The sequence below is a fragment of the Nonomuraea sp. IBHARD001 genome (genome assembly GCF_056106265.1).
In genome coordinates, this window is sequence record NZ_JBWBBW010000002.1 from 1,667,287 (window position 1) to 1,691,970 (window position 24,684).

Below are 24,684 nucleotides of genomic sequence, written 5' to 3' on the forward strand. Positions count from 1 at the left end.
GCCTGTAGGCCGTCTTGGTCTTGAGCCTGTAGGCCCGCGCTTTTCCGGGGACGGCGGGCGGCGGACGACGGCTGGGTCGGTGTCGAGGGTGTTGTGCTGCTCCTCAGGGTGGAGACGGACATGTGTTCCGGGCTTGGCGAGACGCGGAAGCGGGCCACCGGCGTTCGGGGGCACTCTGGGCGATGTCTGTTGGTGGCGGGGGTGTCCTGGGTGGTGGTCGCTGGTGGTCGGGGTTGCCTGGTGTGATGTCTGTTGGTGGTTGGGGTTGCCCTGGGCAGTAGTCGTTGGTGGTCGGAGTTGCCCAAGGAGATATGCGCTGGTGGTTGGGGTTGCCCTCGGCGGTAGTCGTCGGTGGGCGGAGTTGCCTGGGGCGATTCCCGCTGGTGGTCGGGGTTGCCTGGGGTGATATCCGCAGGCGGTCGGAGTTGTCCAGGGCGATTCCCGCAGGCGGTCGGAGTCGCCTTCGGCGATATCCACAGGCAGTCAGCGTCGCCCGCGGTGATATCCACAGAACGCGGTTCGCCAGAAACGGGCCGCGAGCTGACACCAGATCATGATGACCTCACCACAACAGGAGCCATCATGAAGATCACCTTCCCCCTCCCCGCCCACATGACCTCCACCTTCGTCGTAGCGGCCGACCGCCTCCCATCCGACCTCGACACGGTGGTCCCTTGGCGCATGACCCGACCCCACCGCCGATCGGCCCTGGAAGCCCTCGGCTCACCGGCCCTCACGATCTCCAGACATCGCACGCCCTGGCGCCCCGTCGACGCCAACCTCACCGACGACGAACGCCGCAGGCTCCGCCGTACCCGGCATCACCTCACGATCTCCGCCTCCAGCGCCGGTCCGGGCGCCCACCTGCCGCACGCCCAGACCGCCAGAGCCGCGGCCCGCGCCCTGTCCGAAGCATGCGACGGCCTCCTCATCGACACGGCGACCGGCTCGACCGTCTTCACCTGTCCGGGCTGCACGGGCGAACGGCCTGAGTTCCGCCTGGCCGACGACTGGCTCGGCTGGGACATCGAGGTGCACGACGACGCCTCGTGCCCGCCGTGGGACCCGACGGGCACCCAGTCGTGCAGCTGCCTGCGCGTCACCTCACGCGGTCTGCGCCGCTTCGCCCTGCCCGAACTCGCCCTCGACGGCGCCGCCTGTGCCCACAGCCTGTGCGCCATCGCCACCCTGCGCACGGTCGCCCAGCGCCTGCTGGCCGACCACCTCGCCTACCTGACCGCCCACCCGGGCGCGACCGAGCGAACCATCGACGACCACCTTCGCATCGACGGCACCGGCTACGCCGTCATCTGGTCAGGCGACGGCCCGCCCGCCCAGCCCGACGACATCACCCCATCAACCGCGGTCACGGCAGAGCCCGACCGCCCCCTCCTCGTACGCCTGACCCGTGCGCAGAGCCGTTCGATGTGCCTGAAGGTCACCCCTCCGGCGGACTTCCCCGGCACCCTCAACGACTGGCTCTGCCAAACCTCCACCGCCCTGCCTCCGGCCCCACGCCGCTCCTGCTGCGAACCATCGCCCCTGGCGGCGTAGGGCCCTGCGGCCATGACCTCAACGACAGAGCACCTGGACCAGCACGCGTTCCAACGTGCCCACCGCATCCGGCAGGACCTCACCGGCCCGCCAGGCCACATACCCATCAGGCCGCACGAGTACGGCTCCGCCCGGCCGCACGCCGTACCTCGTGCACCAGGCTTCGACGGCGTCCTCCGGTATGACATAGGCGACCAGCTCAACGCCGAGCCGCCCCGCGACGACACCCGCCGCCTCCGCCCACGACGCCTCCCCTTCCGGCTCGGCGCCGCTCGCATCGGTCAGCACCACGAACCCGGCCCCGAAGAGATCCACGATCGACCTCCCCTCCACCCGGATGTGCGCCGCCCTGCTGCCCGGCCGCCCGCTGGGGTTGCGCGGATCCTCCCAGAGCGAGCCGTCGTCCCCCTCCTCGTGCAGCAGCGCAGGCGAGCTCGGGTACCTGTGGCTCAGCATCACGGCATAGGGATCCTCCACCGGCTCCGGATACCCGATCCGCTGCGCCGGTGGCATCCGTACCCCCAGATTGGCCAGCTGGGCATCCGCGATCAGCTCCCCGATGGGCCTGCGCTCAGCGTCATAGCTGTCGAGGAACCCCACCCCCGCCTGCCCCGACAGCACCAGCCAGAGCCGCCAGGCGATGTCACACCCATCCTGAAGCGCCGTACTTCCACCCTGCCCACCGGTCGGCGGCATGGTGTGCGCAGCATCTCCCGCCAGAAAGACCCGCCCGTCCCGATACCGATCGGCAAGCACGTGGGCGAGGGCGAAGCTGGCTTTGTCGAGAAGGCGAACGTCTGTGCCTGTGGGGGCGGCATCGAGTTCCTGTCCTGGGGCCTGGGCGTGGGGTGGCGCGGGACGGCCGAGGGCAATCTTGATCAGGTCGAGGCAGCGCTCGTCGGTGAAGTCGGCTTCGCTTTCGCCCTGACTTCTGTCGAAGTTCACGCCGAGTACGTGGGCGCCGACGCCGGTGCCGGTGACGATCGGTCCGGTGAACGTCTCGTTCTGCAGGTACCAGAGCGTCACCTCGCGCTCCCGTACCAGGTCCGAGATGTCGGCATCGAACATGATCGAGACCATGTCGCCCAGCGACCCGTGCCCCTTCGTCTCGATGCCGAGCCGTTCCCGTACCCTGCCGCGGAAGCCGTCGGCCGCGATCGCATAGTCGGCGCGTACCCGCGATGTCGCCCCCGTGGTGACATCGCGGACGAGCGCCGTCACGCCATCGGCGTCCTGATCGAGTTCGACCAGCTCGGTGGAGAAGCGGATCTCGGCGCCGAGCTCTTCCGCCTTGCTCCGCAGAACACGTTCGACGATCGCCTGAGGCGCTCCCACCTGCATGGCAGGGGTGACGTCGGTGATGAAGTCCAGATCGCCGTCGTAGTCGAGGATCATCTGCGGCTGTGGATCACTCAAACTACGGGCGATCGCGATACGCATCCCGTCCCCGATGCGCTCCCAGGTCTTACCGAGCTCGCTTTCCAGCCCCGGCACCAGGCGCAGCATCTCCATCGCCCGAGGATTGACCCCGAAGGCCTTCGGCTGAACGGACGTACTGGGATGCCGCTCGACAACCAGCACCGACACCCCGCGCAACGCCAGCAGCGCCGCGGCACTCAACCCCGCATAGCCGGCCCCGACCACAAGTACGGGTACTCGCTCTTCGCGCATGATCTCACTCCCTGGATCACGATATGTCGCGTGTTGCGTTCTGAAGGCGATATTACGCGTCTTGGGGAGTGGGTCAAGACATATCGCGAATTGGCATGTATGAGGCGCGAGACGAGGCGCGAAGGGTGGAGTCGGCATGCGAAGCGTGATCTGGGGAGACGTGTTGTCGCGTACAGCTTGTGCCGCCACACCTCTCACACAGCTCCGATTGCCACTAGGGCGTTCGGCCCGAATGGGCGGATGGACGGATGGGCAGCGAATCGTGGGGCGGTGGCTGGACCTGCGCGGGTCCTTGTCGGCCTGAGTTCTTCGGTGGCTCGGCCTGTGAGAGGCATCCGGCTTGGAGGGCGCGTCCTGCTGGGAGTTGACTGACCTCGGGCGGCCCAGGCGACCGGTCAGGCAGGCGTCGACTCCGGCAATATGTGAGCACGCAACGCACAGGATGAGCTGGCTGGCCAGAGGGATGGGCGGGCTGACGAGTGCGGCAGGGGTGGCTGGCTGGCAGGCTGGTTAGAGGCTCGGCGGGGACGCTGGTCGGGGAGAGGATGGGGCGGCGCGGCGGGGTGGCTGGGGCGCGGCGGGCGGGCTGGTTGAGGGTTGAGCGGGGCGGCCTGTCTGGCGCGGCGGCTTGGGGGTGGTGGGCAGGTTGGAGTGAGGGGGTGAGGGGCGGTTAGGGGTGGGGGGATTGGTCGGGTGAAGGAGGGGAGATGTGTGCTTCCAGGGACTCGATTTTGGAGGTCATGGCGTCTGTTACGCCGGGTCTGAGGTCGGCTTTGAGGACGAGGCCCACGCGGGGGGCGACTTCGGCTACGGCGTCGACGGCGGCCTTGATGACGGACATCACCTCGTCCCATTCGCCTTCGATCGTGGTGAACATGGCGTCTGTCCTGTTGGGCAGCCCGCTCTCACGTACGACCTTGACCGCCCGCGCCACCGGCTCGGCCACACCCTCCCCAACACCCAGCGGCGTAATGGAAAAAGCCACTATCACAACAGTCTCCGTCCTACTTGCTCAACTGACCTGATCCCAATACTCCTACCAAGATCCAACCCTCTCAAATCCGGGTCCCGACTCTCGTAGTTGCCTTTGCCACTTGCCGACTGCCGGCCGTCTCGCTCTGTCCTAAGCTCGTTGGCGTTGGCGTTGGCGTTGGCGTTGGCGTTGGCGTTGGCGTTGGCGTTGGGCTCTGGGCGCTCTGGGCGTCGTTCGGCTTTCGCGTTTTGTGGGCGGCATCGAGTTTCTGCGCTTCGTCGGCCTTCCTGGTCTGACCTCCGGGGGCGGCGTCGCTCCGGCAGAGTCTCTTGTCCAATCCCGGATCGCCATGGGACGTGGGGCGCCGCCCGGCGAGGTCGGCTCAGTCCGGGCCAGATGTGCCTTGCAGGGCTGAGGGCTTGGCCGAGGCTTCGGCTGGTGCGGTCGTTCAGGGGGGGGCGGAGGCCTGGACTGTTGCGGTCGTTCGGAGCTGTGTGAGCCGCTTGGTCGGTCGTCGTCGAATGACTTGCCGCCTCACGATGCATGCCATGCCATGCCACGACATGCCATGGCTTGCCTTGTGGGTCGCAGCCTTGCCTTGTGGGGCGCCGCAATCCGTGTTCACGGTGTCGCAACCCACACCCGCGCGCTGCCCCACGCCTCACATGCCTGCCACAACGCCGCCCGGGCGACTCGGGCGAAAAGTCCCCGCGCCGCGCCTGCCGTACCCGATCTGTGTCGTTGACGACGACGAGCTCAGAGGACCGAAATGGAATGATTGTGTCGCTGAAATGACAGCAGCGCGGTACCCCGTTCTCACGGAGGCCGCGCTGTTGATGTCGGGCAAAAGGGTGGAGCTCAGTGCGTGTGACCCTCGTGGTCGTCGTGGTCGTGCTCGTCGTCGTCGCTGGGGCCGTCGGAGGGCTCGACACCAAGTACGGCCTCGCGGGGCTCGACCTCGTTGATGTGCTCGATCAGCGAGAGCACGTGGTCGGGCTCGATCAGCCACTGCAGGGCCGTGGCGCCGGTCTCGTCGGAGGTGACCAGCTCGGCCTGCTCGGCGCGCTCGTCGGTGTCGAGGTCGGCCTCAGGGTGGTTGATCTCGGCCAGCGCCGCGGCCTGGAGGGCGTCAACGTCAAGCACCTCCACGGTCAACTCAACCGTGAGACGCAGATATCGCTCGGAAGTCTCTACTTCACTCATGGTCATGATGCTAGGGGAGTTTCCACTCGACAGGAGTGGTGCCCTGCTGTTCCAGGAGCTGATTGGCCCGGCTGAACGGCCTGGAGCCGAAGAATCCGCTGCGAGCGGACAGCGGGGACGGGTGTGCCGACTCGATACGAGGTACCTCGCCGAGCATCGGCGCGAGGTTGCGGGCGTCGCGGCCCCACAGGATCGCCACCATCGGCTTGTCCCTGGCGACGAGCGCCTTGATGGCCTGCTCGGTGACCTGCTCCCAGCCCTTGCCGCGGTGCGAGGCGGGCTTGCCGGGCAGTACAGTCAGCACTCTGTTGAGCAGGAGTACGCCCTGGTCGGCCCACGGGGTGAGGTCGCCGTTGGTGGGCTTGGGCAGTTCGAGGTCGGCCATCAACTCTTTGTAGATGTTGACCAGGCTGCCAGGAAGCGGGCGTACATCAGCTGCCACGGAGAAGCTCAGCCCGATCGCGTGCCCAGGGGTGGGATAGGGGTCCTGCCCCACGATCAGCACCTTGACCTCGTCAAAGGGCTGGTTGAACGCACGCAGGACATTGCTGCCCGCAGGGAGGTACTGCCTGCCTTCGGCGATTTCCTTACGCAGGAACTCGCCCATCTCGGAGATCTGCTCGGCTACGGGCTCCAGAGCCTGGGCCCATCCGGCTTCGACGACTTCATTCAGGGGACGACCAGCCATGGACGATCACCCTATCCGTGTCCGGTACGGCATGCGTCCGGAATGTGGGCAAGAGGGCGGGGGGCTGGGGGTGCCGGTGGGGGAGGAGGAGGCGGTGTTGTGGGCCGAGCGCCCTTGCCTGGCGGGGGAGGGAGTCGCAGGGGACAGGCGGCGAGAAGGGCGAGTGGAGGAGGGCTGGGCGACTTTGGGGAATACGGGAATTAAGGGAACGATGGGCTCGTGAATTGCGGGAAGAACGGCACAGCTCGCTTTCTGGAACGGCACTGCTCGCTCTCTGAAATCCTTTGGCTTGGTTTCTGTGGTTCAGGCGTCATAGGCTAGATGCTTGCAGGTCAGGTGCTTGACGACCAGGAGCCTGCAGCCTCAGAACGTAAAGCGTGCGCGGGCCTAAGCACGCGCAGCCCATAGGTGGCTCGAAGTGTGTAGACCTCGCCAATGCGGACGTGAGAGCTCAGGCCCCACGCAAAGGACGAAATGAGCAATGTGTGAGACCAAGCGCGAAACATAGCTCCACCCGAATACCGGCCCCACAACCCCCAGTCCACCCCACTCCCCAATCAACCGGAGGGGCGGTGCCATCAAGGCCGCCGCCCCTCCGTCAACGCCACCACTGCCTCAAAGCACCTCCACAACCTCCCCCGCTCCCACGGTCAGCCCACCCTCGCGGATGGCGAACCGCAGTCCGGGCTCCACCCCGACCGCCTTCCCGAGCGACACCGTCGCCTGCACCGTGTCGCCCGGCAGTGCCAGGTCGTCGTCGGGGAGCTCCAGGCGGCCGGGCACGTCCGTGGTCCTGAGGTAGAACTGCGGGCGGTATCCGGTGGCGATCGGCTTGGTACGGCCGCCCTCCTCGGTGGAGAGCAGGTAGAGGCGGGCGGTGAAACGGGTGGAGGCGGTCTGGGTGCCGGGGGTGGACAGGAGCTGGCCGCGGCGTACCTGGTCGCGGCGGACGCCGCGCAGCAGGAGGGCGGCGTTGTCTCCGGCCTCGGCGTGCTCCATCGTCTTGCCGAACGTCTCGACGCCGGTGACGACGGCGGTGAAGCCGTCGCCGAGGCCGACGACCTCGACGGTGTCGCCGACGCGTACGGTGCCGCGCTCGACGGCTCCGGTGACGACGGTGCCTCGGCCGGTGACGGTGAGGACGTTCTCGATCGGCAGGACGAACGGGCCGTCGACGTAGCGCACCGGAAGGGGCACATGGTCGTCTACGGCCTGCAGCAACGCCTCGATGGACGCCGTCCAGACCGGGTCGCCTTCCAGCGCCCGCAGTCCGGACACGCGTACCATCGGCACGTCGTCGTAGCCGTGCTCGGCCAGCAGCTCGCGCAGTTCGAGCTCGACGAGGTCGGCCAGCTCGGGGTCGGCTCCGTCGGCCTTGTTCAGCGCGACGACGAGGTGCTCGACGCCGACACGCCTGGCCAGCAACGCGTGCTCCTTGGTCTGCGGCATGATGCCGTCGATCGCGGAGACGACGAGAATGGCGCCGTCGAGCTGGGCCGCGCCCGTGATCATGTTCTTCACGTAGTCGGCGTGGCCCGGCATGTCGACGTGGGCGTAGTGGCGGGTGGCGGTCTCGTACTCGACGTGCGAGATGTTGATCGTGATCCCCCGCGCCGCCTCCTCCGGCGTGCGGTCGATCCGGTCGAACGGCACGTACGCCGCGCCGCCGATGCGACTGAGCACCTTGGTGATGGCGGCGGTGAGGGTCGTCTTGCCGTGGTCGACATGTCCCATGGTGCCGATGTTGAGGTGCGGCTTCGTCCGCACGTAGGTCTGCTTGCTCATGTTCGGTGCTGTCCTTGCTGTCCTGACCTGGTCGGTGACCCCGGCGCGAAGCGACCACCCTTTCCCGTGGGGTCACTCAGGACGACCGGGAAAGGGTCAGCGCTCAGCGCCGCCGGAAACAGCAAGAAGCAGTGAACCGGGACCGAGCAGGAACCCGGGCACAGCAATGGCACACGCCGAGACACCCGCACGGGCGGGCGTCTCAAGGAAGGTGTGCCGGAACATGCCACCCAGCATGAGGTACGGCCCCACACTGCCGCAAAGGGTTTTCCACACCACCCAAAACCCTAGCTCCAGGCCCGGAGACGAGCCCCAAAGCCCCAAAGCCCCAAAGCCCCAAAGCCCCAAAGCCCAAAAGCCCAAAAGCCCAAAAGCCCAAAAGCCCAAAGCCTCAACCCCCAAAGCCCCCCAAAACAACGATGTCGCCCGCCGCCCCCGTGGGAGGCGGGCGACATCTGGGTGGCTATTTGACCGAGCCGGCCATCATCCCCTGCACGAAGTACCGCTGGAAGGCGAAGAACAGCACCAGCGGAATGATCAGCGACAGAAACGCCCCAGGCGCGAGGATGTCGATGTTCGTCCCGAACTGCCGCATCTGCGACTGCAGGGCCTTGGTCATCGGCTGGGACGAGGAGTCGGCGAAGACGAGGGCGATGAGCAGGTCGTTCCACACCCAGAGGAACTGGAAGATGCCCAGCGAGGCGATCGCCGGCTTACCGAGCGGGAACACGACCGTCGAGAAGATCTTCCACTCGCTGGCCCCGTCCATCCGCGCCGCCTCCAGCAGCGAGCGCGGAATCCCGACGAAGAAGTTGCGCAGCAGGAAGATCGCGAACGGCAGTCCGAAGGCCACGTGGAACAGGACCACGCCGGGGATCGTGCCGAACATCCCGATGTTGCCGTAGAGCCCGGCGATCGGGATCAGCGCGATCTGGATCGGCACGATGAGCAGCCCGACGACCACGAGGAAGAGCAGGTCGCGCCCGGGGAACTCGATCCAGGCGAACGCGTAGGCCGCCATGGCCGCGATGCCGATCACCAGCAGTGTGGTCGGCACCGTGATCATGACCGTGTTCCAGAAGGACGCGGTGAACCCGGTGGCCAGCAGGCTGGTGTAGCTGTCGATCGTGAGCTGGGCCGGCTGGGTGAACACCGTCCACCAGCCTTCGGCGTTGTTGACGGTCTCGTCGCGGAGCGAGACCACCAGCAGGCCGAGCGTGGGCACCAGCCAGAACAGGCCGACGATGATGAGCACCGTCTGGACCAGCCCGTTGCCCAGCCGGTCGGAGACCTTGGCCAGCACGCCGCGCTTGGGAGCGCCACTGGCGTGGGCGGCGGTGTGCCGTTCGACGGTGGCCGTCATGACTGCTCCCTTCTGAAGCGCCGGATGTTCATGATCATGAATGGCAGGACGAGAACCAGCAGGAAGATCGCGAGCGCGCTGCCGAGCCCCTGGTTGTTCCCGCCGCCGAAGGCCACGCGCCACATCTCCAGCGCGATCACGTTCGCCTGGGGTTGCACCGAGCCGGGCGCGATGACGAAGACCAGGTCGAAGACCTTCAGGGTATTGATGATCATCGTGACGAACACGACGAGCAGCACGGGCGAGAGCAGTGGCACGGTGATCCTTCTGAACACCTGCCACTCCGAGGCCCCGTCGATGCGGGCCGCCTCCAGCGCGTCCCTGGGGATAGCCGCGAGCCCGGCCGCGATGAGGACCATCGCGAATCCGGCCCACACCCAGATGAAGGCGCCGATGATCGCCGGTGTGATCAGTGCGGGCCCGAGCCAGCTCAGGCCGTTGAAGGGCGTCTCGAAGTTCGCCTGCGGCAGCCGTACGGTGTAGGAGCCCTGGGGGAGGGCGGCGAAGGTGAAGGTGCCGTCGGCGGCGGTCGTGGTGGTGGCGGCCACCGTGCCGTCCTTGACGGCTTCGACACTGACCCCGGCCAGGCCCTTCTCCGTGGAGTCGACCTCGCCGTTCTTGCCGCCGCCTCCGGGGGTGAAGTCGAGCCAGACGGTGCCGGACAGGCCCGCGCCGGACGGCGCCGCCTTGGCCGGTTGCGCGTCGGCGGGCATCGCCTCGGGCTTGATGCCGACCAGCGGGATCAGCACCGGCTGCCCGGGACCGGCCGCCTGCTTGGTGACGACGGCGCCGTCGGCGAGGGCGACGGGGGAGGTGTCGTTCTCACGTGGTCTCGCGCCCGGGTAGCCCTGGGAGGAGGAGAAGACGTCGTGCACCGAGGTCATGATCGCGTTCGCGACGCCCTTGTCGGGGTCCTGCTCGTAGACGAGCCTGAAGATCACGCCCGCCGCCATCAGCGAGACCGCCATCGGCATGAACACGATCAGCTTGAACGCGGTCGCCCAGCGGATGCGCTCGGTCAGCACGGCGAAGATGAGGCCGATCGTGGTGACCAGGATGGGGGCGACGACGACCCAGATGAGGTTGTTGCGGATCGTGGTGAGCGTCGCCGCGTCGGAGAAGATCGTCGCGTAGTTCTCCACCCCGACGAAGACCTCGTTGGAGGCGTCGAAGAGGCTGCGGAAGAGGGAGTAGACGATCGGGTAGACCACCCACACGCCCAGCAGCAGGGCGGCGGGCAGGACGAACAGATAGGCGAGCAGGGGGTTCGGCCCCAGGCGGGACCGCTTGGGAGCGGTCGCCGCCCGGGAGCCGGGCACTTCCTGCGGGCCGTCGAACCGTTCGGTTGTCACGGCCGCACCCTTCTACTTCTTCCAGGCCTTGGCGGCCTCGTCCTCGAGCGACTTCTGGATGCCCTTGATGTCGGAGGGGTCGCGCAGGAAGTCCTGCAGCAGCTTCCACTCGCCCTTGCCGTCGGTGCCGCCGAAGGCGCTGGGCGCCAGGTCCGACATGTCGTAGCGGACGGACTCACCCGCCGAGATGATCGTCTGCGCGAGCTGCTTGGTCAGCTCGGCCGGGTAGTTGTCGGGCGAGACGTTGCGGTTGGGCGACAGGTAGCCGGGCGTCTTGGCCCAGATCTCGCCGCCCTCCTTGGAGGCGAGGTACTCCAGCAGCGCCATCGCGCCGGGCGACTCCTTCAGTGCGACCGCGACGTCGCCGCCGAGCACGACCGGGTCGGTGTCGCCGACCTTCGGGAACGGGAAGATCTTGGCGTCCTCGCCGATCTTCGCGCCCGACTGGGCGGCGGAGGCGGCGACGAAGTCGGCCTCGATCACCATGGCGGCCTTCTTCTGGCCGTAGACCTGGGTCACACAGGTCGGGAAGTCGGTCTGGAGCGCTCCCGAGGTGCCTCCGGCCACGAACTCCTTCTTGCCGGTGATCTGCGCGATCTTCTCCAGCGCGGTGGTGACGCTCGGGTCGGTCCACGGGATCTCGTGCTTGGCCAGCTTGTCGTAGTTCTCCGGACCGGCCGAGGACAGGTAGACGTTCTCGAACAGGTCGGTGAGCGTCCAGCCGGAGGCGCCGCACAGCGAGAACGGCGGGGTGCCGGAGTCGGCGATGGTCTGCGAGGCCTTGACCAGCTCGTCCCACGTCTTGGGCGGCTGCACACCGGCGTCGTCGAACGCCGGAGCCCGGTACCAGATCAGCGACTTGTGCGCGGCCTTGACCAGCACGCCGTAGACCTGGCCGCCCGCCGAGCCGAGCTCCTTCCAGTACGGCGTGTAGTTGTCGTCGATCTGCTTCTGCACCTCGGGCGAGAGCGGCTTGAGCGCCTTCTGGTCGGCGTACTGCTGCACCAGGCCGGGCTGCGGCAGGATGGCGATGTCGGGCGGGCTGCCGCCCTGGATGCGCGGGCCGAGGTAGGCGCCGGTGTCCTCGCCGGTCGAGGCGTAGGTGACGTCGGCGCCGGTCTTCTCGGAGAAGGCCTTGAGCACCTGCTCGAAGTTGGCCTGCTCCTCGCCCGTCCACTTGGCGGCGACTTCGATCTTGACGCCTTCCAGCGTCTTCGCGGCGGGGGCCGCGGTGGTGGAGCCTGCTTCCGGCGTGGCGGGGGTGGTGGTGGGGGCGTTGCCGCAGGCCGCGAGGGCGACTGCGAGGCCCGCGACTACAGCTGCCGCGGAAGACTTGCGCATCATGCCTAGCCTCACATCACTGGGTTCGGATGATCTCGGAGAGTTCGGCCTTCATCGAGGCGACGACCTCGTCGCTCGACTCGCTGAAGGGGGAGGAGAGCGCCCGGGAGACCGCACTGGCGATCACCAGGCTCACCTGGTCGTACGTGGCACTTGCCGGTCTCGGCTCGGCCGAGAGGATGCTCTCCTTGAGCACCGGCAGGTAGGGGAAACGCTTGATCAGCTCGGGGTCGTCGTACAGTTCGGCCCACACCGGAGCGAAGGATCCCTCCGTGAGCACCCGGCGCTGGTTGTCCAGGCCGGTGAAGTAGCGGATGAACTCCTGGGCGGAGTTCTGCCGCTTGGAATAGGCGCTGATGGCCAGGTTCACACCGCCGAGCGAGCTCGACCCCGGTCCGTCGAGGCCCGGCAGTCGTGTCACCGCGAACTTGCCCGCGACCGCGGATCCGGGCGCGGCTGCCGGCCCGTAGGCGTACGGCCAGTTACGGGCGAAGGCCAGCCTGCCCTCCTGGAAGGCGAGCCTCGACTCCTCCTCCTTGTAGGCCAGCGACTCCTCGGGGATCCAGCCCTCCCGCCGGCCCTGCATGAGGAAGTCGAGTCCGGCCTTGGCCTTGGCCAGGTCCATCGTCACCTTGCGCCCGTCGGCGCTGAGGATCTCACCGCCCGCGGACTGTACGGCTTCCGCGTAGTTGACGGTCAGGCCCTCATAGGCGAGAAACTGCCCTGCGTATCCGCCTATAGCGTTCTTCTTGACAATCTGGGAGGCCTGTTCCCGCAACTCCGCCCAGGTCGTGGGCGGCCTCTTGACGAGGTCGGTGCGGTAGTAGAGCAGGCCGGCGTTGCTGTTGTACGGCACCGCCCAGAGCTTGCCGCGGTAGAGAGCGGTCTCGACGACAGGAGGCAGGAACCTGTCGAGCGGGAAGTGCCCGCGCTCCAGGGGGATGATCCAGCCGTTGTCGGCGAACTCCGCGGTCCACACCACGTCGAGCCCGAGCACGTCGTATCTGTCGCTTTGGGCCTGAAGGTTGGCGACCATCTGGGCCCGCTGCTCGTCCGCCGCTTCGGGCAGCTCGATCAGCGTCACCTTCTCGGCCGGGTGGGCCTTGTTCCAGCGATCCAGCAGGGGTTGCAGGTACGCCGTGGTGTCACGCCCGGTGGCGAACGTTATGGGACCGTTGCCACCGGTCCCGCGCTCGCGGCCATCGTCGGTCTCGACCGCCGCACATCCGGCCAACAGGGCTATGGCCAGGACGGACAGCGCCGGACGCAACACGTGGCCTCCAGGTTTCGAGCTGATTACATACGTGTTAGGTAGATGCATGCATGTTATGCACAGCGGTAATGTGGGCGTCAACGGAAAAGCCCGTAACGCTCAGGTAACAGGAGGTGGGGCGTGCGGCTGTCGCTGCTGGCGCTCCTCGCGAAGGAACCTGCCCACGGGTACGAGCTCAAACAGGCCCTGGAGCAGACCTTCGGGAGCGCGTACCCCTCTCCGAACATCGGTCAGATCTACGTCACACTCGGCAGACTGGAGAAGGACGGCCTGATCAGAGCCGTCGACGTCGAACAGTCCAACCGGCCCAACAAGAAGGTGTACTTCCTCACGGCGCTGGGCCGCGAGAAGCTCACCGACTGGGTGGAGGAGCCGACCGAGGGGCCACGGGTGCGCGACGAGTTCTTCATGAAGCTCGTCCTGGCTCCGCTCACCGGCATCGCCGACCGCATGGCGCTGATCAACAGACAGCGCAGGCACTACCTCGCGATCATGCGCGAGCTCAACGACCTAGCCGAGCGGACCGATCAGGGGAATCGGGTCGCGCTCCTGCTGATCGAGGGGGCCATGCTGCATCTGCAGGCCGACCTCGACTGGCTCGAACGCTGCCAGGAGGACCTCGCGTGACCGACGTCTTACGCACACTCAACCTCGTCAAGATCTACCAGAACAACCACCTGCCCGTGCCCGCCGTACGAGGGGTCGACCTGACGGTCGAGGCGGGGGAGTTCGTGGCGATCATGGGGCCTTCGGGCTCGGGCAAGTCGACGCTCGTGCACATGCTCGGCGGGCTCGACGTGCGCACCAGCGGGGAGATCTGGCTCGACGGCAAGCGCGTCGACACGCTCTCGGAGAGCGCGTGGGCGCTGCTGCGGCGCCGGAAGGTCGGCTTCGTCTTCCAGTTCTTCAACCTGGTGGCCAATATGACCGTCGCCGACAATGTGGAGCTGCCCGCGCTGCTGGCGGGGATGAGCGCCAGGCAGGCGCGCGAGCGGCGCGAGTACCTCCTCGGCTCGCTCAACCTCACCGAACGCGCCGACGCGCCGCCCGCGCAGCTGTCGGGCGGCGAGCAGCAGCGGGTCGCCCTGGCCAGGGCGCTGGCCAACCGGCCGAGCCTGCTGCTGGCCGACGAGCCGACGGGCAACCTCGACAGCCGCAACACCCGTGACGTGCTGCGCCTGCTGAGCGAGGTGCACAAGGACGGCCAGACGATCATCATGGTCACCCACGACGCCCGCGTCGGCAGCCTGGCCGACCGCGTGGTCTCCCTGCTGGACGGGCAGGTCGTCGACGACGGCCGCATCGCACGCCGCAGGCCGAGCAGGGCGGGAAGCGGCGCCGGAGAGGTCATCGAACTGCGGTGAGCACCACACGAGCGGGGTGGCGCTGGATCTCGGCCGACCTGCGGGCCAGGCGCGGGCCTGCCCTGCTGACCGTGCTGGCCGTCGCCGGGATCGTCGCCGCCCTCATCACCGGCGCCACGCTGCTGCAGGAGGGCACCAACCCGTGGCGCAGCCTGTTCAGCCAGACCAACGGCGCACACGTCTGGATCCACACCAAGGGCACACCGCCCATCGACAGGCTCGCCGCGCTGGACGGCGTCACCAGGACCGCCGGGCCGTACCGGACCGCGCCCGTCGCGGTCGTGCGGCACGGCAAGCGCACGCCCGCGGCCCTGCGCGCGGTGCCGGCCAAGGCGCCGGGTGTCTCGCGCCCGCTGCTCGTCGAAGGCGGCTGGCTCGACCCCGGGCAGCCGGACGGCGTGGTGATCGAGCGCTCGTTCGCCAAGGCGCTCGGCGCCAGGCTCGGCGAGGCGCTCACCGTGACCGCGCTGAGCGGCTCCAAGCACGTGATGTACGTCAGGGGCATCGCCGACTCGGCCGAGCAGGGCTTCTACCCCGAGTGGACGCCCGGTCTGGCCTGGGTGCTGCCCGAGAAGCTGGACCGCGTCGAGCCGCAGCCCGGCCGCAGCGAATGGGTCACCGGCCTGCGCCTGGCCGACGCCGAGGCCACCAGCTTCGTCGCCCAGCGCACGGTGACCATGCTGGAGGAGCAGGTCCAGCGGGTGGCCACCTGGCGTGAGGTGCGGGCCGCGATGGAGCTGGACAACCGGCTGCTGGGCACGCTGCTGGCACTGTTCGGCGTCGTCGGGCTGATCGCCGCAGCCCTGGCGCTGGCCAACGCGGCGGGCGGCCGGGTGCTGTCGCAACTGCGCGACCTGGCGACGCTGAAGTCCATGGGGTTCACCGGCCCCCAGGTGGCCGTCCTGCTCGTCGCCGAGCACGGCGCGCTCGGGCTGCTCGGCATCGGCGCGGGCCTGCTGGCCGGATGGCTGGCAACCGCCCTGGTGATCGGCTCGTTCGCGATGACGCCGGTCTCGCTGCTGGCCATCGCCGCGGGCACCGCGCTCGTCGTGCTGGTCGCCGTCGGCGTCCCCGCCTGGCGCGGCGCGCGCACCCCGCCCATCCCGGCGGCGCCCGCCGCGCCGCCACGCGGCCACCTGTCCCGGCTGGCCAGACTCGCCCTGCTGGTACGGCTGCCGCCCGCCCTGGTGCTCGGCACGCGTGACGCCTTCACCCGGAGGGTGCCCGCGTTCATGACGGCGTTCGGGGTGGCGGTGCCGATGATGATGATCACGATCGGCCTCGGCGTGTGGGCCACGCTCGACACCTTCCGCAGCCATCCCGAACAGGTCGGCCAGCACGCGGCGCTCGTCGTCAGGCCGGACAAGGTCAGTCCGGAGAAGGCGGCCCAGTTCGTGGCCAAGGATGGCGACGTCGCGGCCGTCTATCCCGCGACCGAGGTCAACGCCCTGGTGCCGGGCCCGGCCCGCTCCATCCGCGTACGCGCCGTCGGCGGCTCGACCCTGGCCACCTCGGGCCCGGCCGGGCCGTACCCGTTCCCGGTCGTCGAGGGGCGGATGTACACGGCCAGAGGTGAGGCCGTCGCCGGGCAAGGGCTGCTCGACCTGCTCGACGTGCGCATCGGCGACCGGGTCAGGCTGACGATCGGCGGCACGCCGCTCATCGTGCGCATCGTCGGCAGGGCCGTCGAGCACGAGCTGGACGGCGAGGTGCTCTCGCTCGGTCTGGACAGCCTGGCGGCCAAGGACTCGACGCCGCCGCAGTTCTACGCCCTGGCCCTCAAACCGGGCGCCGACCCCGCTGCGGTGCGCAGCCGGATGCTGGCCGCCTCGGGCGAGAGCCTGGAGATCGAACGGGTGGTGAACCCGGCCGACCGGCTTTCGCCCATCAGGTTCGTCATCGTCGCGCTGATCGTGGTGCTGGCGCTGATCGGCCTGGCCAACCTGCTGACCGCCAGTGCGCTCGGCCTGCGCGACCATGCGCTCGACCTGGCCGTGCTCAAGGCGATGGGGCTCACGCCGCGTCAGGTGATGGCCACCCTCGTCACGGGGACCGGCCTGCTGGTCGTCCTCGGTGTGGGGGTGGGCGCCGCCGCCGGGGTGTCTGTGGTGACCGGGCTGATCGATCTGCAGGGGCATACCAGCGGCGTCGGCGCGGGCATCGGCAGGCCGCCCTCGACGCTGGCGCTCATCCTGGCCGCGCTGCTCGCGGTGGGGGCCTCGCTGGCGGTGGCGCTGATCCCGGCCAGGCGTGCGGCGAGGGCCAGGGTGCCGGTCACCGCACGCTGAAAATACCGGCCGGCTCCGCCGTCTGAGACAGGCGGAACCGGCCGGCGCCTGCTGGAGCGGCCTACAGCTCCGGCTTGAGTGCGAACCAGTAGAACCCGTGACCCGGCAGGGTCAGCAGGTACGGCAGTTCGCCGATGGGCGGGAAGTGCACGCCGCCACGGGCCTCGACGGGCACCATGCCGGCGAACCTGCGCAGGTCGAGCTCGACCGGCTGCGGGTACTTCGACAGGTTGTTGACGCAGAGCATCAGGTCGTCGCCCTCCTCACGCAGGTAGGTGAGGACGGCGGGATTGGACGACCACATCTCGGTGTAGGCGCCGGTCCCGAACACCGGGTGCTGGTGCCTGATCTGCAACATGCGGCGGGTGAAGTGCAGCAGGGAGCTCTCGCTCTTCTGCTGCGCCTCGACGTTGACCGCCTGGAAGCCGTAGATCGGGTCCATCACGGCGGGCAGGTAGAGCCGTCCCGGGTCGGCCTGGGAGAAGCCGGCGTTGCGGTCGGGGCTCCACTGCATCGGCGTGCGGACGGCGTCGCGGTCCTCCAGCCAGATGTTGTCGCCCATGCCGATCTCGTCGCCGTAGTACATGACGGGCGAGCCGGGCAGCGACAGCAGCAGGGCGGTGAACAGCTCGATGCGGTCCCTGTCGTTGTCGAGCAGGGGCGCGAGCCTGCGCCTGATGCCGAGGTAGGCGCGCATGCGCGGGTCCTTGGCGTACTCCGCGTGCATGTAGTCGCGCTCTTCCTCCGTCACCGTCTCAAGCGTGAGCTCGTCGTGGTTGCGCAGGAAGATGCCCCACTGGGCGGTGTCGGGCAGCTTGGGGGTACGCGACATGATCTCGGAGATCGGCTCGCGGCTCTCCTTCTTCACCGCCATGTAGATGCGGGGCATCAGCGGGAAGTGGAAGGCCATGTGGCACTCGTCGCCGCCGGTCGTGGGGTCGCCGAAGTACTCGACGACGTCCTCGGGCCAGCCGTTGGCCTCGGCCAGCAGCACCCTGTCCGGGTACAGCCTGTCGACCTCGGCGCGTACCTTGCGCAGGTAGGCATGGGTCTCGGGCAGCCCCGAGCACGCCGTGCCCTCCCGCTCGAACAGGTACGGCACGGCGTCGAGCCTGAAGCCGTCGATGCCGAGGTCCAGCCAGAACCTCAGCACCTCCAGCATGGCCTCCTGAACGGCGGGGTTGTCGTAGTTCAGGTCGGGCTGGTGATGGAAGAAGCGATGCCAGTAGTACTGCTTGCGCACCGGGTCGTAGGTCCAGTTGGACTCTTCGGCCCCGATGAAGATGATCGGCGCGTCCGGATAGCCGGTCGGATCGTCGGCCCAGACGTAGAAGTCGCCGTACGGGCCTTCGGGGTCGTGCCGTGAGGCCTGGAACCACGGATGTTTGTCACTCGTGTGGTTCATCACCAGGTCGGTGATGATGCGCAGGCCGCGCTCGTGCGCCGACTCGATCAGCTGGATGAAGTCCCCGAGGTCCCCGAAGTCCGGGAGGATCTTCATATAGTCCGAGATGTCGTATCCGCCGTCTTTCAGCGGTGACTCGTAGAGCGGAAGCAGCCAGAGGCAGTCCACTCCGAGCCATTCGACGTAGTCGAGCTTCTCGATGAGTCCGCGAAGGTCTCCTGTGCCATCCCCGTTGGAGTCCTTGAACCCCCGGACCAGCACCTCGTAGAACACCGCCCGCTTGTACCAGCGCGGGTCCGCGGAGACGAAGCTCTCGGACACCGGCTCCGGCGAAGGGGATGCGTTGATCATATTTCGCTCACAGATATGAGTAAGGGCAGAACGAAGTCACCGGATACCCCGGCGTGCTGTTAGCTGGTGACCGCGCCGCGAAGTGGAGTCGTCATCCCTGCGATCTCCATGCCCTGAACAGGACGGACTCGTGGTCTTGTGCCCTGATTCCTGCGGCGCTTACGGGCCGAACACTACCAGCCCGAAGGCGCGTGGGAACCCTGTTACGCAGTGCTCGCCGTAATACTCGCGGGATGCGCACGTAATCGCGTCGTTACCTTGCGTTCGTCCCTTGTCCAGGATTGCGACAGCGCGCTCGACAGGGAGAAAGGGCGACTAAAAGGGCGGAGTGAGGTCCGGCAGATCGCTCTCGAAATCGGTGAGCCAGGCCCCGAACAGCACCAGCCCGCGCACCCAGAACCTGTCGTTCCACCCGCTGAACCTGGTGAGCGCGTCGGGCCCGGCCGCCACGGCCTCGTGCAGCCCCTCCGACACCAGGGCGGGCACACGGTCGGCCACGACCGACAACATGCGATGCGAGTAGGCCCGCGCGGGAGCCGCCGTCGAGCGCAGCGGCACCCGGTGCAGCGGCTGCTTGACCACGTTCGTCGAGGGCAGCGCCGCCACCCGGGGATGGGCGGCGTGCAGGACCTCACGGTAGAAACGCCCGTCCGCCTTGCGCGCGACACCGACCGACAGGGCCGCGTCGAAGAACGCCGGATGGATGAAGGGCGCGGCGAACGACGCCTCCGGTCCGACCAGGTTGACCGCCGAGCGCGCGATGCCCCGAACGGTCCTGGTGTGCAGCACCGAGAGCGGCAGTTCCGCCTTGTGTCCGTGCAGCATCGACGTCGCCGCGGCGAACTCCGCCCGAACCACCTCGTCCGTCCACGCCTGCGCCGCCTCCGACAGGAACGGCTGCGAAGGGGCGCCGAGCGACAGCGAGCCCAGCAGCGCCTGCTGGCGCTCGGCCTGCGAGGAGGCCGTCAGCGCGGCGCCGCTCACCATGAAGTTCTTCAGCAGCGGCCCGCCCGCGAGCCCGTCGACCAGCACGCGTCCGGCGCCGTGCACCTCCTTGGCGAAGGGCGCGTACCAGGCGTGGTGCGGCGTGAGGTACTCCAGCCTGCGGGCCACCTCCAGCGCGTCGGCCGGATAGGCGGCGGCGTCCTGCGTGATCACGCGGTGCGGCACGCCGAGCTCACGCGTGATGGCCCTGGCGAACGCGATGTCGGTGTCGGTGCCGTCGTCGGGACTCGTCGTCCACGACTCCACGTCGAACCCCTCCTGCACGGCGACCGCGCACAGCAGCCTGGAGTCGTAGCCGCCGCTCACCGGCACCAGCAGCGCCCGGCCCGCGTAGTCGCGGTAGACCTCGCGCAGGATCTCCACGATCTCGCCCGCCGTACGGCCGGCCTCGTAGGGCTCCTCGCGCAGCCACCTGGGCAGCCGCCGCTCGGTCGAGAGCCTGTCCCCGGCGAAGACCAGCGCGCTGGAGCCGGGCAGCCGCTTCACCCGGGAGTACGGCGTGGCCTCGCCGAGGGGGAAGGTCACCTGGAGGATCGAGGCCCAGGCCGTCCAGTCGAGCTCGACCGGGACGAGCGACAGCAGCGGCTGGATCAGCGAGGAGAAGTAGACGGCGCCGTCGATCGTGACGTAGTACACGTCGACCAGGCCGAGCGCGCCCGTGTGCAGGCTGATCCGCCCACCGGCGTTGATGAGGCCGGGCGTCTCGTAGGTCTCGGCGACCGTGATCCACTCGGCCGGGCCGTCGGGCCTGCGCTCTCCCCAGGAGAAGGCGTAGTCGTCGCCCGCGCGGTGATAGGGCGGCAGCGGGGCCGAGCTGTACAGCGCGGCGTGCGGTGTCTGCAGGGCCGGGCGGACCTTGGGCCCCGCGCCCGACAACTTCTCCAGCAGCCCGGAGTCGATGCGGCCGACAGCGCCGCACACGTACGGCCTCACAGTGAACTGCACCGAATCTCACCTCTCCGAGCCGCTTATCGCAGAAGAGTATCCTTTGGCGGGCCATCGGGGACGATGGGCGGAACGGGATGAGGAGCCGAACGTGAGCACCGAACTGGAGAGCACGCGTAGGGCGCTGCGCGAGGCCGTCGCCCAGGCCGAGCGGGCCGCCGAGCTGGCCAGGCTGCTCGAAGCCGCCCAGTCGGGGCTGGCCGAGGCCGAAGCCGCCACCAAGGAGGCCCGCGAGCTTGCGGCCAGGCTGAGCGAGGCCGAGGACAGGCTGGAGCAGGAGCGCACGGCCGCCGAACGGCTGCGCAAGGAGCTGGCCGAACAGCGCTACCAGGCCGAGGTCGCCAACTGGAAGCTCTCCTCGCTCAAGGTCGCCCGCTGGAACCGCATCGGCGACGCCATCAAGACCGGCAAGAGCAATCCCGTACGGCTGGCCAAAGGCCTGAAGGGCGCGGCCAAGCCGGTCAAGCGCCCGGTCGCGCCGCAGCGCCGCCGGGTCGACGGCGCCGCGACCCCGGCCGGGCAGGAGCGGCCCGGCGCCGCCTACCAGGCCACGACGTCGACCAGGACGCTCGGCGGCAACCGCTTCACGCTCAAGCCGTTCCGGGTGCCGACCGGGCCCAACACCCGTCCGCACCTGACGGCCGCCGTCGTCGCCGACCCGCACACCGAGGCGCTGCTGCGCTACGAATGGCGGCAGACGACCGGCTTCACGCCGCGCGACTTCGCCAGGGTGCTCGCGCTGGAGGTGCCGCACCTGCTCGTCGTGGAGTCGGTCACCACCGGGCCGTGGGCCGACGAGCTGACCGGCAGGCCGGGCGAGGGGCTGCGCGCACTGCTGGCCTGGTGCGCCGAGCGTGGCATCCGTACCGTCTTCTGGCACACGCAGGGTTATGCCGCCGACTACGAGGCGTCGGCGGAGCTGTTCGACCACCGCTTCACCACGGGCTCGGCCGCCGGATGGCCCCGGCTGGCGCAGGCCGTGCAGCCGAGGGTGCACAATCCGATCCCGCTCACGGGCGGGCGCTTCGACCGGGCGCTCACCCTGGAGCAGCTGCTGCCCGACAACCTCACCTATCCCGACGTGCTCACCTCCTACCGCTGGCCCGCCGCCGTACAGGTGCCCGCGGGCACGCCCGCCTGGCGGCTGGCCGAGATCGCCGCGTGCGGCACCTCCATCGGGCCCGAGCCGGACGAGCGCAGGGCGCACGCCGCGCTGCGCCGTGCCTATGCCGGGGGCACGATGACCGAACGCGTCGACGACCTGCTCGACGCCGTCGGCCTGCCGAGCGCCCGGGCGACGCTGAACATCTCCGTCCTGCTCGTCGTGCCCGACGACGCCCTGCTGGAGCGGGCGCTGTCACAGGTGGCCAGGCAGTCGGGCGTCACGCAACTGGTCATGTACGCCGCGCCCGGCGCCGAGGCCAGGGCGCGCTCGCTCGTCCCGCACGTCGCGCTCACCCACCGCGTGCTCGACCCCGCGCTCAGCACCGGCGCCATGCTGGACCGCGGCCTCGACCTGTGCGAAGGCGACCTGGTCGCCGTGATGGACCCCCGCGACCTGTACGGCGCGCACCACCTGCACGATCTGTCGCGCGCCTTCCTCTACAGCACCGCCGACATCGTCGGCAGGGCCAGCTTCTACGCCCATCTCACCGGCCCCGGCGCCACCCTGCTCAAGCAGCCCGGCGCCGAGTACACCTATCTGCCCGAGGTCGCCGGAGGCACCCTGCTGGCCCGCCGCCCGGCCCTTCGCGCCTTGGGTTTCGCCGACCTGACCGACGGGTGGGACGAGGTGCTCATGCGGCAGTGCCGTGCCGACGGGGTCAAGGTGTTCTCGGCCGACCGTTACAACTACATCCGCGTGCGGGACGAGGACCGGTGGCTGCTCGGGGCGGCGCAATTGGTGGAATACGGGTCGGCGGAGCCGCATGCATTCGTTTGACGGGGCGCCTTTTGGTGGGGCGACTTGGTAGGGCGGCTTTCCGGAATGGCCTGACAACTTAGAGTTAGTGTCGGTAACTTTTCGTTCATGGTCAATTCCCCTCATGAAGCGATGCACCGTATTTTCCAGGAGGACACCTTCCTCTTCGGGCGGGCGTTCGAGCGTCTGCTCCAGGTGCCCTTTCCCCGGCCGTACTCGGTGATGGTGGTCAACTGCGATGTCACCGAGATCGCCCCACTGGAACGCAGGGTCGACACGCTTCTCCTGCTCGACACCGAAAGCGGTCACCACCTTCTGGTCATCGAGGCCCAATCGGCAAAAGACGAGAAAAAGCGCAAAAGTTGGCCGTATTACCTGACATATCTGAATTCCAAGTTCGATGCCCCTGTCACTCTTCTCGTCGTCTGCCATGACCTCAAGACCTCGGAGTGGGCCTGCAAGCCCATCACGATCGGCCTGCCGGACAACCCCTCCGTGGTGACACGCCCCTTCGTCCTCGGCCCCGACAACGTCCCCGCCATCACCGACCCCGCGGAGGCCGCGGCCGACATCGTCATGGCCGTCCTGTCGGCCCTGACCCACGGGCGCGACGCCCAGGTCAGTGGCATACTGGAAGGACTGGCAGCAGCCCTGGACACCACAGACGCCGACACCGCAGGCTTCTTCGCCGAGTTCACAGAAGTCGGCCTCGGCTCCACACCGGCACAAACGATATGGAGAGCTCTGATGGCCACAAAGACCTACCGCTACCAGTCGGAATACGCCGAGACCCTCCGCGAGGAAGGCCGCGCCGAAGGCGAGGCGAAGGGGCTCGCCAAGGGGGAGGCCGTGGGCCTCGCCAAGGGCGAAGCCAAGGCCCTGCTCGTGGTTCTGGAGGGGCGGGGTGTCGCGCTGTCGCCGGAGCTTCGGGAGCGGATCGCTTCGTGTACGGACGAAGCTCAGCTGGTGAAGTGGCTGGGGCGCGCTGGGACCATCGTCGATTCGGGCGATCTGTTCGCGTAGTTCCCAGTCTCAGGTCCACGATCAGCGAGGGCGCGGATACCGGATGGCGACGAAGATCTACAAGTATCGGTCCGAGTACGCCGAGATCCTCCGCGAGGAGGGCCGCGCCGAAGGCGAGGCGAAGGCCCTGATCCTGGTTTTGGAGGGGCGGGGTGTCGTGCTGTCGCCGGAGCTTCGGGAGCGGATCGCTTCGTGCGCTGACGCGGCTCAGTTGGAGAGCTGGCTGGATCGGGCTGCAACGGCCGTCGATTCGGGCGACCTGTTCGCCTAGCTCCAGGTTCGTCCACGGAAGTATGGGCGCGGATACCTCAGGCTTGAGGTGTCCGCGCCCGTAGTCGTTTGTGAGAGTGAGGTGCGGTGACGCCTGGGGTTTTGGGTGGGGTTTTGGGGGAGTTTCCTGTGCCGCAAGGGGAGTGGGAAGCGGGGGCCGTGTATGTGTCGGCTGCGGCGTTGCGGTTGGGGGTTGGGGGGGAGGGGCTGGCTCGGCGGGTGCGGGAGGTGGTGCCGGGGGGGTGGGTCGAGGTGCGGGGGAACGGGTTTCTGGAGATCGGCGTGCCGGAGCCCGGGTGGTTGCTTGAGGAGGTCGGGCCGGTCGAGTTGCCGTTCGATGCGCCTGATCGGCCGCGTACGTGGGGAAATGTGGGGTTCGTAGTGCGCTATGCCAGGCACAGGGCGTTGGCGGTGCGGCGGTGGGCGGGGGAGTTGGGGGTGCCGCCGGACGGTGAGGGGTTCGACGCGGCGCTGCTGGACTCGGCTGCCGAGCGGGCGGTGCTGCGTGTCCTGGCCGAGTTGCCGGGACGCCTGGCGGGACGGGCATCGGCCTGGGAGGGGTACCTGCGGCGGTTGGCGCTCGCCTATCACGACGTGCACGAGCATCTGCCTGCCGTACCGGGGGGGCTTGAGGAGGCGCAGGCGGTGCACACGGCTCGGGTACGGCTGGCGCGGGCGGTGGGGGACGTGCTTCCAGGGCCGTCGCGCATCTGAGCGGGATCGGCGCTGGGCGAGGGTCGGTTGGGGGTGGGGATCGGCTCTGGGTGGGGGAGCGGTCCTGGGTGGGGTCGGCTCTAGAGGGATCGGGCCGTTCTGTGGTCTCTGTCACCCTGCGTGAGTCGCCTTCGTAAGAAATCCCGAAAAATCGTCTAATTGCGCAAAATCCTGTCCAGAAACGGGAGATCCTGT

Annotated in this window: 19 protein-coding genes; 8 read left to right on the forward strand and 11 right to left on the reverse strand. The window is 68.5% G+C overall.

All coding sequences use genetic code 11. From position 1 onward, the window contains the following. The first annotated feature begins 582 nt into the window (after positions 1–582). Positions 583–1,554, forward strand: coding sequence for a hypothetical protein (locus ACTWNK_RS09845; RefSeq protein WP_474303568.1), 972 nt, complete (start codon positions 583–585; stop codon positions 1,552–1,554). 18 nt (positions 1,555–1,572) lie between these two features. Here the strand turns inward: ACTWNK_RS09845 and ACTWNK_RS09850 are convergent, their stop codons facing one another. The 9 genes from ACTWNK_RS09850 to ACTWNK_RS09890 all read right to left on the reverse strand — a co-directional run bounded on the left by ACTWNK_RS09850 (position 1,573) and on the right by ACTWNK_RS09890 (position 13,203). Next, a complete protein-coding gene (locus ACTWNK_RS09850) occupies positions 1,573–3,225 on the reverse strand; it encodes an FAD-dependent oxidoreductase (RefSeq protein ID WP_474303569.1) in 1,653 nt (550 codons plus the stop codon). Between the two features lie 670 nt (positions 3,226–3,895). After that, complete coding sequence (locus ACTWNK_RS09855; RefSeq protein ID WP_474303570.1) at positions 3,896–4,216, reverse strand: MTH1187 family thiamine-binding protein; 321 nt, start codon at positions 4,214–4,216, stop codon at positions 3,896–3,898. 840 nt (positions 4,217–5,056) lie between these two features. Continuing rightward, entirely contained in the window at positions 5,057–5,347 is a 291-nt protein-coding gene (locus ACTWNK_RS09860) for a hypothetical protein (protein ID WP_474303571.1), read from the reverse strand. 64 nt (positions 5,348–5,411) lie between these two features. After that, positions 5,412–6,089: a uracil-DNA glycosylase gene (locus ACTWNK_RS09865; protein ID WP_474303572.1), complete on the reverse strand. Its 678-nt coding sequence runs from the start codon at positions 6,087–6,089 to the stop codon at positions 5,412–5,414. A gap of 615 nt (positions 6,090–6,704) precedes the next feature. Next, positions 6,705–7,874 (reverse strand): elongation factor Tu, encoded by a 1,170-nt coding sequence (gene tuf, locus ACTWNK_RS09870; RefSeq protein WP_474303573.1) that lies wholly within the window; start codon positions 7,872–7,874, stop codon positions 6,705–6,707. 463 nt (positions 7,875–8,337) lie between these two features. Continuing rightward, positions 8,338–9,237 (reverse strand): carbohydrate ABC transporter permease, encoded by a 900-nt coding sequence (locus tag ACTWNK_RS09875; protein ID WP_474303574.1) that lies wholly within the window; start codon positions 9,235–9,237, stop codon positions 8,338–8,340. Then, positions 9,234–10,589, reverse strand: coding sequence for a carbohydrate ABC transporter permease (locus tag ACTWNK_RS09880; RefSeq protein ID WP_474303575.1), 1,356 nt, complete (start codon positions 10,587–10,589; stop codon positions 9,234–9,236). The genes ACTWNK_RS09875 and ACTWNK_RS09880 overlap by 4 nt, the downstream gene beginning before the upstream one ends. Before the next feature lie 12 nt (positions 10,590–10,601). Continuing rightward, on the reverse strand, positions 10,602–11,930 hold the full coding sequence (locus tag ACTWNK_RS09885; protein ID WP_474303576.1) for an ABC transporter substrate-binding protein: 1,329 nt from the start codon (positions 11,928–11,930) through the stop codon (positions 10,602–10,604). Positions 11,931–11,946: 16 nt separating this feature from the next. Beyond that, entirely contained in the window at positions 11,947–13,203 is a 1,257-nt protein-coding gene (locus ACTWNK_RS09890) for an ABC transporter substrate-binding protein (protein ID WP_474303577.1), read from the reverse strand. 120 nt (positions 13,204–13,323) lie between these two features. Here ACTWNK_RS09890 and ACTWNK_RS09895 point away from each other — a divergent pair, with 120 nt between their 5' ends. Genes ACTWNK_RS09895 through ACTWNK_RS09905 form a run of 3 tightly spaced genes read left to right on the forward strand, consistent with a single transcriptional unit; the run spans position 13,324 to position 16,855 of the window. Next, positions 13,324–13,830 carry a PadR family transcriptional regulator gene (locus ACTWNK_RS09895; protein WP_474303578.1) on the forward strand — a complete coding sequence of 169 codons (507 nt, stop codon included), beginning with the start codon at positions 13,324–13,326 and terminating at the stop codon, positions 13,828–13,830. Beyond that, the gene (locus ACTWNK_RS09900; RefSeq protein ID WP_474303579.1) at positions 13,827–14,567 is read left to right on the forward strand and encodes an ABC transporter ATP-binding protein; all 741 of its coding nucleotides are present in this window, start codon (positions 13,827–13,829) and stop codon (positions 14,565–14,567) included. Before ACTWNK_RS09895 ends, ACTWNK_RS09900 begins: the two co-directional genes overlap by 4 nt. After that, positions 14,564–16,855 (forward strand): FtsX-like permease family protein, encoded by a 2,292-nt coding sequence (locus ACTWNK_RS09905; RefSeq protein ID WP_474303580.1) that lies wholly within the window; start codon positions 14,564–14,566, stop codon positions 16,853–16,855. Before ACTWNK_RS09900 ends, ACTWNK_RS09905 begins: the two co-directional genes overlap by 4 nt. A gap of 61 nt (positions 16,856–16,916) precedes the next feature. Here the strand turns inward: ACTWNK_RS09905 and treS are convergent, their stop codons facing one another. Both treS and ACTWNK_RS09915 read right to left on the reverse strand, forming a co-directional pair. Further along, the gene (gene treS, locus ACTWNK_RS09910; protein WP_474303581.1) at positions 16,917–18,611 is read right to left on the reverse strand and encodes a maltose alpha-D-glucosyltransferase; all 1,695 of its coding nucleotides are present in this window, start codon (positions 18,609–18,611) and stop codon (positions 16,917–16,919) included. 315 nt (positions 18,612–18,926) lie between these two features. Further along, positions 18,927–20,561 (reverse strand): asparagine synthetase B family protein, encoded by a 1,635-nt coding sequence (locus ACTWNK_RS09915; RefSeq protein WP_474303582.1) that lies wholly within the window; start codon positions 20,559–20,561, stop codon positions 18,927–18,929. A 91-nt stretch (positions 20,562–20,652) separates the two neighbouring features. Between ACTWNK_RS09915 and ACTWNK_RS09920 the strand changes: the two genes are divergently transcribed. The 4 genes from ACTWNK_RS09920 to ACTWNK_RS09935 all read left to right on the forward strand — a co-directional run bounded on the left by ACTWNK_RS09920 (position 20,653) and on the right by ACTWNK_RS09935 (position 24,489). After that, positions 20,653–22,503 carry a CgeB family protein gene (locus ACTWNK_RS09920; protein WP_474303583.1) on the forward strand — a complete coding sequence of 617 codons (1,851 nt, stop codon included), beginning with the start codon at positions 20,653–20,655 and terminating at the stop codon, positions 22,501–22,503. Positions 22,504–22,590: 87 nt separating this feature from the next. After that, a complete protein-coding gene (locus ACTWNK_RS09925) occupies positions 22,591–23,505 on the forward strand; it encodes an RpnC/YadD family protein (RefSeq protein ID WP_474303584.1) in 915 nt (304 codons plus the stop codon). A gap of 43 nt (positions 23,506–23,548) precedes the next feature. Continuing rightward, positions 23,549–23,776, forward strand: coding sequence for a hypothetical protein (locus ACTWNK_RS09930; RefSeq protein ID WP_474303585.1), 228 nt, complete (start codon positions 23,549–23,551; stop codon positions 23,774–23,776). A gap of 281 nt (positions 23,777–24,057) precedes the next feature. After that, positions 24,058–24,489 carry a hypothetical protein gene (locus tag ACTWNK_RS09935; RefSeq protein ID WP_474303586.1) on the forward strand — a complete coding sequence of 144 codons (432 nt, stop codon included), beginning with the start codon at positions 24,058–24,060 and terminating at the stop codon, positions 24,487–24,489. The last annotated feature ends 195 nt before the right edge of the window (positions 24,490–24,684 follow it).

Coding starts and splice junctions, on each gene's coding strand:
- ACTWNK_RS09845 (WP_474303568.1), top strand. CDS start 583: ATGAAGATCACCTTCCCCCTCCCCGCCCACATGACCTCCACCTTCGTC.
- ACTWNK_RS09850 (WP_474303569.1), bottom strand. CDS start 3,225: ATGCGCGAAGAGCGAGTACCCGTACTTGTGGTCGGGGCCGGCTATGCG.
- ACTWNK_RS09865 (WP_474303572.1), bottom strand. CDS start 6,089: ATGGCTGGTCGTCCCCTGAATGAAGTCGTCGAAGCCGGATGGGCCCAG.
- tuf (WP_474303573.1), bottom strand. CDS start 7,874: ATGAGCAAGCAGACCTACGTGCGGACGAAGCCGCACCTCAACATCGGC.
- ACTWNK_RS09875 (WP_474303574.1), bottom strand. CDS start 9,237: ATGACGGCCACCGTCGAACGGCACACCGCCGCCCACGCCAGTGGCGCT.
- ACTWNK_RS09885 (WP_474303576.1), bottom strand. CDS start 11,930: ATGCGCAAGTCTTCCGCGGCAGCTGTAGTCGCGGGCCTCGCAGTCGCC.
- treS (WP_474303581.1), bottom strand. CDS start 18,611: ATGATCAACGCATCCCCTTCGCCGGAGCCGGTGTCCGAGAGCTTCGTC.
- ACTWNK_RS09925 (WP_474303584.1), top strand. CDS start 22,591: ATGGTCAATTCCCCTCATGAAGCGATGCACCGTATTTTCCAGGAGGAC.
- ACTWNK_RS09930 (WP_474303585.1), top strand. CDS start 23,549: ATGGCGACGAAGATCTACAAGTATCGGTCCGAGTACGCCGAGATCCTC.